This window comes from Geobacillus sp. BK01 (assembly GCF_052220245.1).
Taxonomy (GTDB): domain Bacteria; phylum Bacillota; class Bacilli; order Bacillales; family Anoxybacillaceae; genus Geobacillus.
This window is the reverse complement of record NZ_JBQPTH010000024.1, coordinates 1-17,187: the sequence shown is the minus strand read 5'-3', so window position 1 is coordinate 17,187 and position 17,187 is coordinate 1. Positions and strand designations below refer to the sequence as shown.

The 17,187-nt window shown below is 52.4% G+C and carries 15 protein-coding genes and 1 pseudogene; all 16 read right to left on the bottom strand.

From position 1 onward, the window contains the following. Nucleotides 1–3: 3 nt before the first annotated feature. A pseudogene (locus ACTVDO_RS15560) lies at nt 4–240 on the bottom strand (ABC transporter substrate binding protein); the annotation flags it as partial. Nucleotides 241–326: 86 nt separating this feature from the next. Further along, nucleotides 327–1,469: a Glu/Leu/Phe/Val dehydrogenase dimerization domain-containing protein gene (locus ACTVDO_RS15555; protein ID WP_442901823.1), complete on the bottom strand. Its 1,143-nt coding sequence runs from the start codon at nt 1,467–1,469 to the stop codon at nt 327–329. A gap of 184 nt (nt 1,470–1,653) precedes the next feature. Further along, nucleotides 1,654–2,652: an NAD(P)H-dependent flavin oxidoreductase gene (locus ACTVDO_RS15550; protein ID WP_335328874.1), complete on the bottom strand. Its 999-nt coding sequence runs from the start codon at nt 2,650–2,652 to the stop codon at nt 1,654–1,656. 368 nt (nt 2,653–3,020) lie between these two features. Next, on the bottom strand, nt 3,021–3,875 hold the full coding sequence (gene paaX / locus ACTVDO_RS15545; protein ID WP_020960148.1) for a phenylacetic acid degradation operon negative regulatory protein PaaX: 855 nt from the start codon (nt 3,873–3,875) through the stop codon (nt 3,021–3,023). Between the two features lie 243 nt (nt 3,876–4,118). Further along, nucleotides 4,119–5,330, bottom strand: coding sequence for a thiolase family protein (locus ACTVDO_RS15540; protein WP_020960150.1), 1,212 nt, complete (start codon nt 5,328–5,330; stop codon nt 4,119–4,121). A 38-nt stretch (nt 5,331–5,368) separates the two neighbouring features. Further along, a complete protein-coding gene (locus ACTVDO_RS15535; protein ID WP_020960151.1) occupies nt 5,369–6,232 on the bottom strand; it encodes a 3-hydroxyacyl-CoA dehydrogenase in 864 nt (287 codons plus the stop codon). A gap of 235 nt (nt 6,233–6,467) precedes the next feature. Further along, entirely contained in the window at nt 6,468–7,985 is a 1,518-nt protein-coding gene (locus tag ACTVDO_RS15530; RefSeq protein ID WP_020960152.1) for an aldehyde dehydrogenase family protein, read from the bottom strand. Nucleotides 7,986–8,005: 20 nt separating this feature from the next. Then, entirely contained in the window at nt 8,006–8,779 is a 774-nt protein-coding gene (locus tag ACTVDO_RS15525; RefSeq protein ID WP_442901822.1) for an enoyl-CoA hydratase-related protein, read from the bottom strand. 13 nt (nt 8,780–8,792) lie between these two features. Then, nucleotides 8,793–9,569: an enoyl-CoA hydratase/isomerase family protein gene (locus tag ACTVDO_RS15520; RefSeq protein WP_020960154.1), complete on the bottom strand. Its 777-nt coding sequence runs from the start codon at nt 9,567–9,569 to the stop codon at nt 8,793–8,795. Further along, entirely contained in the window at nt 9,562–9,873 is a 312-nt protein-coding gene (locus ACTVDO_RS15515) for an EthD family reductase (protein WP_020960155.1), read from the bottom strand. Before ACTVDO_RS15515 ends, ACTVDO_RS15520 begins: the two co-directional genes overlap by 8 nt. 24 nt (nt 9,874–9,897) lie before the next feature. Beyond that, complete coding sequence (paaD, locus tag ACTVDO_RS15510) at nt 9,898–10,374, bottom strand: 1,2-phenylacetyl-CoA epoxidase subunit PaaD (protein ID WP_020960156.1); 477 nt, start codon at nt 10,372–10,374, stop codon at nt 9,898–9,900. Nucleotides 10,375–10,541: 167 nt separating this feature from the next. Continuing rightward, entirely contained in the window at nt 10,542–11,375 is an 834-nt protein-coding gene (gene paaC, locus ACTVDO_RS15505; RefSeq protein WP_041267765.1) for a 1,2-phenylacetyl-CoA epoxidase subunit PaaC, read from the bottom strand. Continuing rightward, a complete protein-coding gene (gene paaB, locus ACTVDO_RS15500) occupies nt 11,351–11,710 on the bottom strand; it encodes a 1,2-phenylacetyl-CoA epoxidase subunit PaaB (RefSeq protein ID WP_041267766.1) in 360 nt (119 codons plus the stop codon). The genes paaC and paaB overlap by 25 nt, the downstream gene beginning before the upstream one ends. 7 nt (nt 11,711–11,717) lie before the next feature. Next, nucleotides 11,718–12,686, bottom strand: coding sequence for a 1,2-phenylacetyl-CoA epoxidase subunit PaaA (paaA, locus tag ACTVDO_RS15495; RefSeq protein WP_020960159.1), 969 nt, complete (start codon nt 12,684–12,686; stop codon nt 11,718–11,720). Between the two features lie 110 nt (nt 12,687–12,796). Next, nucleotides 12,797–14,128 carry a phenylacetate--CoA ligase family protein gene (locus ACTVDO_RS15490; protein ID WP_020960160.1) on the bottom strand — a complete coding sequence of 444 codons (1,332 nt, stop codon included), beginning with the start codon at nt 14,126–14,128 and terminating at the stop codon, nt 12,797–12,799. Nucleotides 14,129–14,904: 776 nt separating this feature from the next. Next, the gene (gene ilvD, locus ACTVDO_RS15485; protein ID WP_442901821.1) at nt 14,905–16,584 is read right to left on the bottom strand and encodes a dihydroxy-acid dehydratase; all 1,680 of its coding nucleotides are present in this window, start codon (nt 16,582–16,584) and stop codon (nt 14,905–14,907) included. Nucleotides 16,585–17,187 lie beyond the last annotated feature (603 nt).

Below are 17,187 nucleotides of genomic sequence, written 5' to 3'. Positions count from 1 at the left end.
CTTTCATTCCATATATTCGGCCATTTGGTCCCATTCCGGCTTCACTTTAATCCCTTGTTTTTCCGCCGCCTGTTTATTGATCACCAATTTTACGTTTTTTGGATATTCCGGTTTGATCTCCGACGGTTTGGCTTCTCCTTTTAAAATGGCGACCGCCATTTGCTCGGCTTAATACCCGATGTCATAGTAATCAAACCCATACGCCGCAAAACAACCTCGTTCTAATAAATCCAACTCCCCCGTTTGGGCAATTGTTTTTTCAAAATCGAAAGATAAGGTTTTATATTCAATATTTTCAGACATACAATTCCATATGAAATCCCGCTTTACCGTCGAATCTCCCACTTCGGCCGCTTTTGGTGCGTGAAGAAATGGTTGCGGCGTTTGCGTTTCTCAAGCCGCTCTTCGCAAAATTGGTCAGCCGCCTCGACCGTCGTCGTTCCTTCCGATTCGGCCCGCGCATAAATGGCGAGCAGCGTGTCGTAAATCGCTTTCGTTTTCGCCAACACCCGCTCTTTGTTCGCCCCGTACAGTTCATCGGCCACTTGGATGAGACCGCCGGCGTTGACGATATAATCGGGGGCGTATACGATGCCTTTTTCTTTCAACATTCGGGCGTGGCGTTTGTCAGCCAGCTGATTGTTCGCCGAACCGACGACCGCTTTCACCTGCAGGGCGGCGACTGTGTCATCGTTAATAATGCCGCCGAAGGCGCACGGGATGAACACATCGGCTTTCGCGCGGTAAATGTCGGTTCCATCCACCGGTTTGACGGACGCCCCGATTCGTCTGCCGTACGACACGACTTCTTTCACCGCCGCTTCGTTCAAATCGCATACGTACAGATCCGCCCCTTCTTCAAGCAAGCGAAGCGCCACTTTTTTTCCGACTTTTCCAAGCCCTTGGACCGCATACGTTTTGCCATGCAAGTGCCGGCTGCCAAACACCACTTCGTTTGTCGCCCGAATGCCGTACACGACGCCCTCAGCGGTTGGCACCGATGAGTCGCCGCTTCCGCCATACGCTTCCGGGACACCGACGATGCAATTTGTCTCTTTCAGCGCGTGCACGAAATCGTCCGGTGTCGTCCCCATATCCGTTCCCGTGTAAAACCGGCCGCCTAATGACTCGACAAACTGACCGAAGGCGCGAAACAATTCCGGCGATTTGTCTTTGCGCGGGTCGCCGATGATCACCGCTTTTCCGCCGCCAAAATCAACATCAGCGGCTAAGCATTTATACGTCATCCCTTTCGACAGCCGCAGCGCATCGGCCAGCGCCTCTTCCGTCGTCGCATACGGGTGCATCCGGCAACCGCCGAGCGCCGGTCCAAGCACCGTGCTATGAATGGCAATAATCGCTTTCAGTCCTGCGGTTTCATCATGGCAAAACACGACTTGTTCGTGTTCCCGCATTTGCCAAAACATATCGAAGCTTTGTGACATGTTTGGCGATACCATAACATTCATCGCTTCCCCTCTCCTTTGCTTTACCGCTTGAAAGCGCTTTCAAGTTAATGCAACAAAAAATATTTTTGTATTATAATAATTTTTACTATTCTTATGGTAACGATAATGGTTAACAATGTCAACCGTTGCGAAACCGTTTTTTGTCACCAAAAAAAGACGCCATTTGACAGGCGTCTTTCGTACCTTAGCGAAACTGTTCCGATAATGATTGCCACTGCGTTTTCGCTTCCATCATCATTTGTTCAAAGAGCTCAGCCACCGTTGGCACATCATCGATGAGACCGGCGATTTGCCCGGCGTTGATAAATCCTTCATGGAAATCACCGAGAAGGGCGCCGCGGCGATGACGGTCTTCCGACGTATAGGCTTGGAACTGCTCAAGCGGCATGCCTTGCTGTTCGTATTCGAGCAGCTTTTCGGTGTATGGTATGCGTACAACGCGGCGAATGCGTCCGACCGAGCGGCCGACAATGATCGTTTCATTTTCTTTCGCCTCAACAAGCCGCTGTTTATATGCTTCATGGAACGGCGCTTCCTTCGTGGCTACAAGCCTTGTGCCAAGCTGCACCCCTTGGGCGCCGAGCGCGAATGCGGCGAGCAGCCCGCGTCCATCGCCGATGCCGCCCGCAGCAACGACCGGAATGCGGACGGCGCTGGCGACCTGCGGAATGAGCGTCATGGTGGTCAACTCAAGCGGCGAGTTGATCCCTGCTGCTTCGTATCCTTCGGCGACGACGAGATCCGCCCCGGCTGCTTCCGCTTTTTTAGCCTGACTGGCGGATGCGACGACAACGATCACCTTGATGCCATGCTCGGCAAAGCGCGGAATCCACGGCGCCGGATTGCCAGCGGAAAGGGAAACGACCGGCACGTGATGTTGGATGACAAGTTCGGCCACTTCCGTGGTGTGCGGCGTCACCTGCAGCGGAATATTCACCGCAAACGGCCGGTCGGTACGCCGCTTCGTTTCGACGATCAACGCCTCAACCTCATCAGGCGGCATCGTCCCGGCGCCGATCGTTCCGAGCCCTCCCGCTTCCGATACGGCGCTTGCCAGCTCGGCGTTGCTGATGTTCCCCATCCCCCCTTGAATGATCGGATAGCGAAGGTCGAGCAAACGACAAACATCATTCATTAGATTCACACCCCGTAAAAAATACGTTATACCCGAATTATACCGCATTTTTCTGGAAACGAGAATAATCGATAATAGGAAATTTTCAAAAAAGAAATATCCCTCTTCTTTCCACGATAACACGGCACTTTCAGACCGACGGCCTCATAAAACATCGCCCCGAACACGTCGTGTCGAATTAAGAAATCTTCCCTAATCCGCTCTTTCCCTGGAGCCCAAAACATCCATCGAGCGAAAATCGTTATGTTCCGTCCGCTTTTTTGCTGTTCATTCAGTAAACAAATGAGCAGCGGCCCGACGCGTGGGCACCCCGGCGATTCTCATTTACGAATTACTTCCCCCTTGCCACAGTCTGCATGAAACGTTCTGAAACACCAATCGGGATGCACAGCCATCGTTACGCCGTGCATCCCGATTCATTCCACAGGCATTTCTTCTTCCTTTTTCTCGAGTTCGACCCCTTCTTGGAATACCTCTTCGAAGAAACGGCTGGCCGGTGCGGCAAGTTGTTGATAGTAGTCCTTAAACAACGCGGCGGCATGGCTTCCCATCCACTCATTCGGCAGCAGCTCTTCCGGCAGGCCAGGGTCGATGAACAAAAACTTCCGGTACTCATGGACGAGCTTCGTCCGCTCGACAAAGCATTCCGCATCCGACATTTCGCCGCGCTCGATTTTATGCTTGTCAATGACATATTTTTGGCTGTAGATGGCAATGAACTGTTCGTATTTTTGGTTGATCTCGTCCAAGTTCCAGCACGTTTCCACAAGCCGTTTGTCCGTATGCGGACCGTCATATTCGGCCAGAAAAAAGTCGACGTACGGGCGGATCTCATATTTGTCGATCAAGTCATACACTTGCTGCTCCAAATTATTCGGTGAAATCCAGCAACTGTTGGAAATTGTCCCGAATCCGCTCCATACGAGTTCCTTCCTCAGCTCATCGCGCAAATGCCGCTTCTCCTCAGGAATCGTATAAATAAGAATGCGCCATTTCCCATCCCAATGCCCAGGACGCGTTTTGTAGATGCGCTGTGCAGCTTCCTCCATCCGCTTGACGCCGCGTGCCGTAAGGGAATAATAGCTTTTATTGCCCCGTTTTTCCGCCTGGATCCAACCTTGTTTGCTCATGCGCGACACTGCCGCCCGCACCGCTTGGTCGTTATGGCCGAACTCGCGAAGAAGGCGAATTAAACTGCCGATCCAAATTTCACCGCCATAACGACGGATGTAGTCGCCGTAAAGCGTAAAAATCAGTGAGCGCGTATTCATTTGAATAAACTCCCTTTATTCTGTTCTCGAAATATAATCGTAGCAAACTTTGATTACACCGACAAGACGAACGGAAAAATCCGCGGAATAAAAAAGTGCCGCACCGCCGGAAAGCAGCCAGCTTCCGGCGATGGGCAAACATGTTAAAACTACTTTCGGTGCATAGAAGGTTACACCGAAAGCCGCATCATTGACCATCCTCTAAACAAAACAACCACTCCGCCGGACTGTGGCAGGACGCTCCTACCGTTCGTCTGCGTGCTTCACGATCGTCGCGATCCCTTGGCCGACGCCGATGCACATCGTCGCCAATCCATAGGTGACGCCGCGTTTTCGCATTTCGTAAATCAATGTCGTTAAAATGCGTGCGCCGCTCGCGCCGAGCGGATGGCCAAGGGCGATCGCCCCGCCATTGACGTTTACTTTCGCCCGGTCGAGCTCCAGCTGGCGAATGCACTCCAGCGATTGCGAGGCGAACGCTTCGTTCAGCTCGACAAGCCCCACATCGTCAAGCGACAACCCGGCGCGGCCCAGCGCCTTGCGTGTTGCGAAAATAGGACCAAGGCCCATCACGGCCGGTTCGACGCCGGCGACCGCTGAAGTGACATAGGTGGCCAACGGCTTGAGCCCGAGTTCTTTTGCCTTTTCGGCGCTCATTAACAAAAGCGCTGCCGCCCCGTCGTTAACGCCGGACGAGTTGCCAGCTGTCACCGTACCGTTTTCAAACAACGGCGGCAGCTTGGCCAACTTCTCTAACGTCGTATCCGGACGGGGATGCTCGTCTTTGTCGACCACAATGCGGTTGCCTTTCCGATCGTAATACACAACCGGCACCAGTTCATCAGCGAATCGGTTCGATTCCATCGCCTGTTTCGCTCTCATTTGGCTTTCATAAGCAAACTCATCTTGCGCCTCGCGCGTAATGCCGAACCGCTTCGCCACGTTTTCTGCCGTTTGTGGCATACTGTCGGTGCCATACATTTCGTGCATTTTCGGATTAATAAAGCGCCAGCCGATCGTTGTATCGTACATCTCGATGTTGCCGCGCGGAAAATCACTCGCTGGCTTCGGCATGACAAACGGCGCACGTGTCATGCTTTCCACGCCACCGGCAATCATGATATCCGCCTCATTCGCCAAAATCGCCCGCGCCGCATAATTGACAGCATCAAGGCCAGAACCGCACAACCGGTTGACCGTCACCCCTGCGATCTCAATCGGCAGCCCTGCCAACAACGCCGCCATGCGGGCAACGTTGCGGTTGTCTTCGCCGGCTTGATTGGCATTGCCAAGAACGACATCATCAATTTGTTCGACCGGCAAACCCGGATTTCGCTCGATGAGCGCCCGGATGACCATAGCAGCTAAATCATCCGGTCTGACGTCTTTTAATACGCCTTTGTAGCGGCCAATTGGCGTGCGCACCGCATCAACGATGACCACTTCTCTCGCCATCTTTTTCCTCCCCCTTGCTAAACCGAACCGTCAGTCCATCAGTTGTTCTCACGATTCGTGTAGTCGTAAACACCACGTCCCGTTTTGCGGCCGAGCCGCCCGGCTTTAACATATTGCTCCAACAATGGTGCTGGACGATATTTTTCCCCCAGCTTTTCATGCAAATATTTCAAGTTGTTCAACCTTGCATCAAGCCCAACTAAATCCGCGAGTTCAAACGGCCCCATCGGGAAGTTGAGACCGAGTTTAATCGCCTTGTCAATCTCTTCCGGCGTTCCCACGCCTTCTTGCAACATGTAAAACGCCTCATTTCCGACAAGGGCGCTGATCCGGCTCGTGACAAATCCCGGAAATTCATTAACGACAACGGTTTCTTTCCCCATTCGCCCGGCGACTTCCTTCGCCACTTGCGCTGTTTCATCGCTTGTCTCTAGACCACGGATGATCTCGACCAGCTTCATTTTATGAACCGGATTGAAAAAGTGCATGGCGATAACCCGTTCTGGCCGCCCCGTGAATGATCCGATTTCCGTCGGGCTCATCGTCGATGTATTCGTCGCAAAATAGCACGACGCCGGCGCATGGGCATCAATCGTTTCAAAGACTTGCTTTTTCAACTCAATCTTTTCCGGCACGGCCTCAATCACCAAATCAGCGTCACGCACAGCGTCAGCTAAATCAAGCGAATACGAAAGGCGCGCTTCAGCCTCTTGCCGCTCTCCCGTTGTCAGTTTCCCCCGAGCGACCGCTTGTTCAAAAATCGAGGTAATTTCGTTTCTAGCATGATCCAACTGTTCTTGCTTGATGTCAACCAATGTCGTCTGAAATCCGCCGACAGCGCCGACATAAGCGATGCCTCTCCCCATTACGCCGCTGCCGACAACAACAAGACGTTCGACCATTGTCTTCCTCCTCTCACATGTTGAACTATAGTGGCTGATGCATCGAGCAGGGGCTTCGTTTCGCCAAGCCGAAAATGCTGTGAAATGAATGGTCACCCCATCGATGACGACAGGGTGCACCGCAAACCGAAACATGCCTTCTGTCGCCCGGACAAGCGGGCGGATGACTTACGCTCCCTTAGAGACATGTCCGGCAACGCCATTTTTTCAGCCATGCTGCCGGACAAGCCCTCCCTTACACACCAAACGGATTGAGCGGACGCGGTCCGTAATATGACAGCACGCTCTTCGTTTCCGTGTACAAATCAAGCGCCTCGACGGACAACTCGCGCCCAAATCCAGATTGTTTGTAACCGCCAAACGGCGTGCCCGGGAAGGCGGAAAACGGGCTGTTGACCATCACAATGCCAGAGCGCAGTTGCTTCGCCACGCGAACAGCACGTCCATGATCTTTCGTCCAAATCGCGGCCGCCAGACCATAGTCGCTATCGTTCGCCAACTCAACCGCTTCTTCTTCTTCGCGGAATTTCATGACGACGACAACCGGCCCGAAAATTTCTTCTCGAACCGCTTTCATTTGATGGTTTACGTTCGTCAAAATCGTCGGCTCATACCAGTAGCCATTTTCAAAGCCCTCGACTACCGCTTCTTTCCCACCAGCAGCGATCGTCGCCCCGTCAGCGACCGCTGACTGCACGTATTCATCAATGACTTGGAGCTGTCCGCGGCTGATGATCGCCCCAACATGCGTACCGGCATCAAACGGATTGCCGAGTTTGAGCTGCTTTGTTTTCGCCACGAACGATTCCATAAAGGCATCATAAATGCTTTCATGCACGTACAAGCGAGAGCGCGCCTCACACGATTGGCCGCTATTATAGAAAATGCCGAACAACGAACCGGCAACAGCAGTCTCTAAGTCAACGTCCGGAAATACAAGGCTCGGCGACTTGCCCCCCAACTCGAGCGTCACCCGTTTTAATGTTTTCGACGCCTTCTCCATAATTTCCTTCCCGACTGGTGTCGATCCAGTGAATGCAACTTTGTCAACAAGCGGATGCTCGACCAAATAATCGCCAACTTCCGACCCGGCACCGGTCACCACGTTGACAACCCCCTCCGGGACGCCAGCTTCATGACAAATTTCCGCCAACACAAGGCAAGTGAGCGGCGTCAACGATGCCGGCTTGATGACAACCGAGCATCCTACTGCAATAGCAGGCGCGATTTTCCAAGCTGCCATCATCATCGGATAGTTCCAAGGAATGACTTGTGCACAGACGCCAACCGGTTCTTTTTCTGTATAGTTATGAAACGCCCCTGGCATCGGATTGACCGCCCCGCGGTGGCCAATGAGCGCTCCGGCAAAAAACTCAAAATCTTCAATGGCTTGCATGACTTGTCCTTGCGCCGCTGACAGCGCTTTGCCGGTATTTAAAATCTCCAATTCAACGAGTTCATTGAAACGTTCACGCATGATCGCCGCAATTTGATACAAGATGCGGGCTCGCTTTTGCACCGGGAAATGACGCCATTTCCCATGATCAAACGCACGCCGCGCTGCCTGCACCGCCCGTTCGGCATCCTCGCGCGTCCCCTTCGCAACGCGGGCAACCGGTTCGCCCGTGGCCGGATTGATCACCTCAAACGTTTCTCCTGAAGCGCTTTCCACCCGCTCGCCGTTAATAATCAAATGATAGAAATCACGTTTTGTCGGCATGGATTCCATTTTCTTTTGTTTGACAGTTGCCATGGTCTCTTTCCCCCTTGTGCTTAGTTTCCTTGGAACGTTGGTTTCCGTTTTTCGAAAAACGCCTTGACCCCTTCGCGATGGTCGGATGTCAATCCCGCAATGCGCTGGCATTCCGCTTCTCGTTCGAGGTAGCGGTCAAATGCGGCTTCTTCGCTTTCCTGAAGCAGCCGCTTCACAAGTCCAATTGCCTTTGTCGGCATAGCAGCGAGCCGCTCGGCAAACTGCGTTACTTCCTCCTCCCAATTTGATAGAGGAATCACTTTTGTTGCCAGCCCGAGCGAGACGGCCTGTTCAGCATATATTTTTTCCCCGAGCACCGCAACTTCAAGTGCCTTCGCCCGTCCGATGAGACGAGGCAAATAGTAGAGATGGCCGGCATCCGGCACAAGGCCGATATGGATAAACGCCGGGGCGAAACTCGCTTTTTCCGAAAGAAGCCGAAAATCGCACGCCAACGCCAAACTCATACCCGCACCGGCCGCCACCCCATTCACTGCCGCGACGACTGGCTTTTCAAGCCGGTGAAGCGCTCTCATCATCGGCGCATATCGAGTGCGCAACACATCGCCATGGTTCATCTCTTCTGTTACACCACTCAAATCTTCCCCGGCGCAAAACGCCCGCCCGGCACCTGTAATCACGACACAACGCACGTTTTGGTCCGCCGCTGCCTGCTTTAACGACTTAATCACTTCGGCGTTCATCTGCTCTGTAAACGCATTCATCTGATCAGGCCGGTTCAGCGTCAACCAAGCGACTTGCTCCTTCACTTCATACCGGATTGTTTCGTACATAAAGCGCCCCCCTTTATTTTCCTTGGAAGCGCGGCTTCCGTTTTTCCAAAAACGCCGCCATCCCTTCTTTTTGGTCTTCCGAGGCGAACAACAGATAGAAGTTTTTCCGCTCAAATTGCATGCCTTCATACAGTGGATAATCGACCGCTTTTTGCACCGCTTCCTTGATCAGCCGGAGAGCCAACGGCGGCTGTGCGGCAAGACGCCCGGCTAACCGCATCGTTTCTTCCATTAGCAGTTCAGGGCTGACGACGCGCGTAACGATGCCGAGTTTGTGCGCCTCCTTTGCTGACAAGCGCTCCCCGGTCCATAGCCACTCAAGCGCCCGTTTCGGTCCGATTAGTTTCGTTAACCTCTGCGTGCCTCCTGCACCTGGCATAACGCCAAGGTTCACTTCCGGAAAACCGAACTCCGCGGTTGACGAAGCAATCAAAAGATCGCACGTAAGCGCCAACTCAAAGCCGCCCCCAAGCGCCAGACCGTTTACGGCAGCAATCATCGGGGTTTTGATGATGGACAGGCGATCCCAATCCGCGAACTGGTTCAGCAACTCAAGACGAACAGGGTCATCTTCCGCCATCTCTTTAATATCCGCCCCTGCCGCAAACGCCCGCCCGCGCCCGGTAAGCACGATGACGCGCACTGCTTCATCCCGGTCAAACGTTTCGGCCGCCATCACGATTTCCGCCACCATTTGGCGGCTTAACGCATTCAACACATCCGGACGCGCGAGTTCAATGACGCCAACTGCCCCCTCTTGCCGCACGGCAATCGAAACAAATTCACTCATGTTCCACTTCCTCACCCACCATAAACGTGACAAGATCCCCGGCGAACGACATGACGTCTTTGGCCGATGCTTTTGCTTCTTTCGTTTTCATCGCTTCTTGAAACGCTTCCCGGCTGTCGTAATACATTTCACATAACAAATAATATTCGCTTTCTGTCCCCATCGGCGTGCCGGTAATTTTCGTCACCTTAATTTTTCGAAGGCCGGGAATTTTTTCTGTCAGCGGCACGTGCGTTCCGTAATAGTGAGCATCGAACTGCTCCTTATCTTTCGGTTGTTTGTATAGGGCGATCATTTTAAACATCGCGAACGTCTCCTCCCCTTTTTCTTATCCTAACGTTAATACGGGCTTCATCGCTTCAAACGGATTTTTGCATTGTTTGCAATAGAAAATGCTGCGACAGGCGGTCGGACCGAACAAGTTTTCCATCACTGTCCGCTCAGCTCCGCAATACGGACACTCGACTTGCCATGCCCCCGGCGACATTTGCTGCGGCGGCGGGGCAATGCCGAACTGCTTCAGCCGTTCGCGCCCGGTTTCGCTGATCCGGTCAGAGGTCCATGGCGGCTGGCGAAGGAACTCAACCGTCACCGCCGAGGCCCCTGCTTCCTTTAACGCTTCCTCCACCCTGGCGCGGATGATATCGAGCGCCGGACACCCGAGAAACGTCGGCAACAAAGAAACCGAGACCGATCCATCATGAACGTCAACCTGTTCCACCATCCCGAGATCGACGATGCTAACCGAATGGATTTCCGGGTCCTTCACCAACTCCAACGTTTTCCAAACCTCTTCCTTTGTCATGGTTCTCCCTCACATGTTCCGATCGTCAATATGCTTCCCGTCCCTCCGGCCCGGGCACCGTTCCGCCCTGCTTGCCTTCCGCGCGGCCGACCACGTTGCTGTCGGCTGCTGTTTCAGAAGGACGGGAAAGCGATGACATCGGTCTTTTTCGAAACAAAATGCGTCTCTCACCATACAGCTTGTGGAATGGCGCGATAAACTTCTGAGAGCGTTGCCAGTGCATCATCCAAGTCCGGCGTATGCTCGCCGTTGCGGCCGTTGCCATGTTTCATACCGAATGGCATGGGCCACTCGAGCCCGACTTCAGCAAAAGCCGGCGCCAACGCTGCGATCGTCTTTTCTGTCAGCTCCTTTTCGTCGTCAATCAACCCCCATCGCGCCATGTCCGCCCCTTTCGCCCCAAGCGTCAATACGCCGGCAAAATCAGCCGCCACATCTTGAACGGCTTTCGCCATTCGCGTCCGCGCTTCACCCGGGGCATTCGTCAATTGAACAAACCACGTATGCCAATGGAGCAAATGATAGTGCAGCTCCACTTGAATTTTCGCTGCCACTTCGGCCAACGGCGTATATGCGCTTTTTGTCAATGATTCAAGGCGAACGCGCTTCGCCTGTGTATAAAAGTACTGGCGGACAACGGTGAATGCCCAGTCATAGCGGGGCTCACGCAAGTAGTGCCCCGGACCGTTTGGCAGCTCGAGCAATACCGCGTTGCGCCGCGCCGCAGCCGGCCGGGCGTGGGCCAATTCATCAGCAGGACCGTGGCCCAGCTCTTCAAGCAGCTGATAGTACATGGCAGCGTGCCCCATCGTGTCCTGGCTGATGGAAGAAAACGCGATGTCTTCTTCAATATGGGGGGCCAACCCAAGCCATTCCGACCCCCGGTAGGCAACTAAAAAATCATCATCCGCAAGCTGGAACAACAACTCAACAAGCGCTTCCTGACCATCGGGATGAAAATGGATTTGTTTTTCGCTCATCGCCGAATCTCGCCTTTCCATGATAAAATTTCTTTTTCATCAAACATCTTTTGCTCGTATTTACGCCACCGTTTTTTCAAATCTCCGTATCCTCGCGTCAACCGGTAATCTTTGTTATCGAGCCGCTTAAGTGCTGCTTTTTCCTCTTCATTGATTCGCCGGATATAATCCCGTTTCACAACCCAAAGGTCAGAAACCGGCTCGCGGCGCATAAAGTTCTCCTGCGCCATGACGAACGCAATCTCCTCATTCGGAGCAAGCAGGCTGAATTGGTGTTGAAGCGGTGCGTCCGGCGTTCTTCGACTGAACACCTCAAACACTTGATAAAAGCCTTGTTCTTTCCCCATTGTGATCATCCCCCTTTCATCCAACCGCCCGTACGGCGCTGAGCGCTTCGCGCACCCAGGCGTTCTGCTTATGCGCCGTCCGGCGCAATTCAAGCCGCTCTTGCGATTTCGGTCCATTGTTGCGGATGATTTCTTTAAATTTCTCCCAATCCGGTTGCCGGTAAATCCACTTTCCTTGCTCCTTATCAAAATGCATCGTCTCATCCGGAATCTTCAGTCCGAGCGACCAAATGCGCGGCACATACTTTGTAAAGTAGTCTTGGCGCAATTGTTCATTTGTTTTGGTACGGATGCGGTATTTGATCGTGGCATCCTGTTTGGACGTTCCTGTCGTTTCCGCCGTCGGCGGGCCGAAAAACATGAGCAGCGCTTCCCACCAACGGTTAAGTGCCTCTTGGAGCATCTCTTTTTGTTCTTTCGTTCCCTCGGCTAACGCTAAAATAATCGACTCGCCATGCTGGGCATGAAACACCTCTTCAGCGCAAATGCGCTTCAATGCCCGCGCATACGGTCCGTATGACGCATCCAGCATATTGGTCTGCGTCATAATCGCCGCTCCGTCGACAAGCCAACCGATCAACCCGGCGTCCGCCCACGTCGGTGCTGCCATATGAAAGACATTGTGAAACTTCAACCGCTCATTCAACAAATCTTCAAGAATATCTTCCCTTGTCTTGCCGAGAGGAGCCATCAAGTCCTCTGCGACCCGAATCAGCAGCTGGCCATGTCCCATTTCATCCTGCACTTTTGCCATAATGCCAAGCTTTCGGCGCAATGACGGCGCCTTTGGCACCCACTCTTTTTCTGGAAGCGCCCCCATAATTTCGCTGACTGCATGCATCGCGATGAGCTTAATGAGTGTCGTCCGATATTCGTCCGGCATCCAATCGTCTGCCTCGATTTTCTCCCCCGCCTCGATGCGGCGCATAAACCGCTCATACTTTTCCTCTTCAGACAGGCGAGTAAACACCATTGTCGTCCCCATTATCCATCCCCCTATTAATATGATTTAAAAAATATATAACGTTTATTTAACGTCATTATATTTTATTGTTATAAACTTTGCAAGATTTTTTTTCTATCTTTTCCCTTAATTCAGATAAGTTGCTTCGCTTCGAGCTTGCGCTGATCAATGACACGCACCGCTTTTCCCTCTGAACGAGGAAGCGTTTTCGGTGGATGAAGACGAACACCAATCGAAATCAAGCAATGCGTTTTTAACAACGATTGGACACGTCGAACAAGCTCAAGCGCCGCACCGCTTTGCAAATCGCCGCCAATCCTATTGTAAAAATATTCCGTCACCTCAGCATGCAATTCAAGCGCTTCCAAATGTCCTTTGAGAAGCCGATGCAATTGATAGTGTGGAGCCAGTTCCGAAACACGAAGGAGGTGATGCTCAATTTCCGATGGAAATACATTGACACCACGGATAATAATCATGTCGTCAACGCGTCCTTTGACCCGCGACATGCGCACCGTCGTCCGTCCACAAACACACCGCTCTCTTGTCACGGAAGCGATATCACCTGTCCGATAGCGGATAACCGGAAATGCTTCTTTCGTCAAACTCGTAAAAACAAGCTCTCCTTCTTCCCCTTCGGCCACCGGCTCAAGCGTTTTCGGATTGATGACTTCAACAAAGAAATGATCTTCGGCAATATGGAGGCCGTTTTGCGCTTCATGGCATTCCATGGCCACCCCAGGGCCGATCACTTCACTTAATCCATAAATATCACACGCTTTAATGCCAAATTCCTCTTCAAGTGTACGCCGCATTTCTTCCGACCATGGCTCCGCACCAAAAATCCCGTATTTCAACGACGTCCGCCGAGGATCTTTGCCCAATTCTCTCATCCGCTCGGCAATGTTTAACACATAAGACGGCGTGCCGCAAATGATGGTCGGCTGAAAATCTTCAATGATCATCACTTGCCGGTCAGTGTTGCCGCCGGAAACAGGAATGGTGACCGCCCCAAGCCGTTCACTGCCATAATGAATCCCAAGTCCGCCTGTAAACAGCCCGTACCCATATGCATTGTGAACGATGTCCCCCGGCTTTCCACCAGCTATAGCGAACGCCCGCGCTACAATATCGGCCCAATGATCGATATCCTGTCTTGTATAAGCAACAACTGTCGGTTTGCCGCTCGTGCCGCTTGATGCGTGCAAGCGAACGCATTGAGTGGTGTCAACCGCCAACAGGCCAAACGGATAATGTGCGCGCAAATCGCTTTTGGTCGTAAACGGCAACCTACGCACATCATCCAACGTCCGAACATCCTCAGGCTTCACACCCGCTTGGTCAAACTGCTCGCGATAAAATGGCACCCGCTTATACACCCGTTCCACTGTCGCCTGCAACCGCCCAAGCTGGAGTGCCTCAAGCTCACTGCGCTCGGCTGTCTCAATGTCATGCAAAATCATTGTCAAATCCCCCTTTTTTTAAAGCGATTTCATCGGGAATAAAAATATATAACGTTTATTAAACGTTATATATTAAAATATCATATTTAATTTTAAAATAGGTTAAATATTTTAAAATGTCAACACTTTTTTGAGCAGAAAACGGTCAAAATAATGATGAAAGTGCAGCGAGACCTCTGCTTTGCATGTTTGCTGGAATAAATTTCCGATCTCAAAGGACGGGAAGAGCACAACTCGGGAGTAGGTGCAAGATGAATGTTAGTGGACGTCAGCCAAACCGCAGAACGAACGAAAGATCGATCATGTTCTTTTTGGACTGAATGTAGAAGGCACGGAGAACATCCAATGGGAAAACGGAGCGAAATCTTCCAAAGATAAAAGATTCATGGCACGGACGAACGACCAATCACCGGATATGTTTAAAGGGCGGGAACAGCCCAAAATACGCTCAAGGAGACGAAAGGTTGGTTTCGCCGCGAAACGGAAAATCTTCCTCTTCAAGCTAAAGGAAGGGGAAGCCGTTCACATTTAAATCGTTTCTTCAAAATGATCAATTTTCTCTCGCAACATACGAGAAAAGATTCACAGACGAGTTTCTCCCCCATCCGGGCATAAAAAACCTTATCAAAGTGTGCATATTTCTAAATACATCTATGAGCAGGCGTTGCTCGTCCCCTAGCATGAAAATGCCTGATCAAGGCGCAGGCATTTTTACGGAAAAAAGGAAAGCAGCGCCCATAATAAGTGAGCGCGCCTTCCTGTTCCCATTCATTCCATTAAATTTTCATAATCCCCCCCGTGCTCGCTGAGGTGACATGCTTCGAGTAGCGGGCGAGATATCCGGTTTTCACTTTCGGCTCAAAGCCTTTCCAGTTCGCCTTCCGGCGTTCGAGCTCTTCATCAGAAAGCTTGACGTTGATCGTCCGTTTGACCGTGTCGATTTCGATGATATCGCCGTCTTCGATAAACGCGATCGGCCCACCCTCAGCCGCTTCCGGAGAGACGTGTCCAATCGACAAGCCGCGCGAAGCACCGGAGAAGCGGCCGTCAGTGACAAGCGCCACCTTTGTACCGAGCCCCATGCCGACAATTTGCGATGTCGGGGCGAGCATTTCCGGCATTCCAGGGCCGCCTTTTGGCCCTTCGTAGCGGATGACGACAACATGGCCAGGTTGGATTTTGCCGCTGACGATGCCTTCAAGCGCTTCCTCTTGAGAGTCAAAGACGATCGCCGGCCCTTCATGGCGCGTAATGCCGCCTTGCACCGCCCCGGTTTTAATGACGGCGCCGTCCGGAGCCAAGTTGCCGAACAAAATGGCGAGCCCGCCCGTTTCCGAATACGGGTTGTCGATCGGCCGGATGACGTCATAGTTTTTCACTTCACAGCCGGCAATGTTTTCGCCAAGCGTTTTGCCGGTGACGGTGAGCGTATCGAGATGAAGCGCCCCTTCTTTTTTCGCCAGCTCGTTCAACACCGCCGAAACGCCGCCCGCTTCATGCAAATCTTCGATGTAATGGACATCCGATGCCGGGGCGAGTTTCGCCAAATGCGGCACGCGCGCCGCCACTTCGTTAATGCGCTCAAGCGAGTACTCGATGCCGGCTTCATTGGCGATCGCGAGCGTATGCAGCACCGTGTTCGTTGAGCCACCGAGTGCCATATCAAGCGCGAACGCGTTGTCGATCGCTTTTTCCGTGACGATGTCGCGCGGTTTAATGTCATGTTCGATCAAATACATGAGCTGTTTCGCCGACTCGCGGACAAACTCCTTGCGCGCCGGGTCGATTGCCAAAATCGTGCCGTTGCCCGGCAGCGCGAGCCCAAGCGCTTCGGCCAGACAGTTCATCGAATTGGCGGTAAACATGCCTGAACACGACCCGCACGTCGGACAGCCGTATCGTTCAAGCTCTTCAAGCCCTTTCTCATCGAGCGTTCCCCCTAAATACGCCCCGACTCCTTCAAACACGGACGAGAGGGAAATTTTCCGCCCGTCTTTCGTCACGCCGGCTTTCATCGGCCCGCCGCTGACGAAAATTGTCGGAATGTTGAGCCGCATCGCCGCCATCATCATTCCCGGCGTAATTTTGTCGCAGTTCGGAATGCACACCATGCCGTCAAACCAATGTGCGGAAACAACGGTTTCAATCGAGTCGGCGATAATTTCCCGGCTCGGAAGTGAATAGCGCATCCCGATATGCCCCATCGCAATGCCGTCATCGACGCCGATTGTATTCATTTCAAACGGCACGCCGCCCGCCTCACGGATCGCTTCCTTCACGATTTTCCCAAACTCTTGCAGATGGACGTGCCCTGGAATAATGTCAATATACGAATTGACAACCGCGATAAACGGTTTGTCAAAATCTTCTTCCTTCACGCCGGCCGCCCGCAACAAGCTGCGGTGCGGAGCCCGGTCAAATCCTTTTTTGATCATGTCGCTGCGCCGTGTTTTCATTGAAAGTCCCTCCATCGTTCAGATTAATAGGTTGCTAGTATTGTACCACTTTTTCTAATAAAATGACAATTAACTTTATTCCGAATGCGTTTTCATTCCTTGTTCCCGCCGACGTCGCGCCAAAATCACCTGTTCCCCTTGACAATGGAGAGATTTGGCGGCATAATGTCTTACAAACTACGAATCGTTGAAATGCCCTTGACAGTGAAATACTGATAACGGCACGGGACTAGTAAACCGAGGGAATGCGCCAGAGAGTGGGACCCATAGGCTGGAAGGTTCCTCGCAGGAAGCCGGTTGAACCTGCCCTAGACGGCCGCTTATGCAAACATAAGCCGCACGCCTGCGTTACAGGTCAAAGAGGGTGCTTTAGGCGCCAAAAAAGGTGGTACCGCGGAACGCTTTTCCGTCCTTTTACGAAAGGAGGAAAAGCGTTTTTTGTTGCTCCGCTGCTTTGCAGAATGGCCATTCAACATACAAAGGAGCATTCCCGTTAGGAGCTTTTCCGGGGACTTGATCAAAAAAAGCCCTCTTGGTATGATGCAGGGGTGCCAAACAATACCTACCATCATGCCAAGGAGGACTTCAGATGAATTGTACACA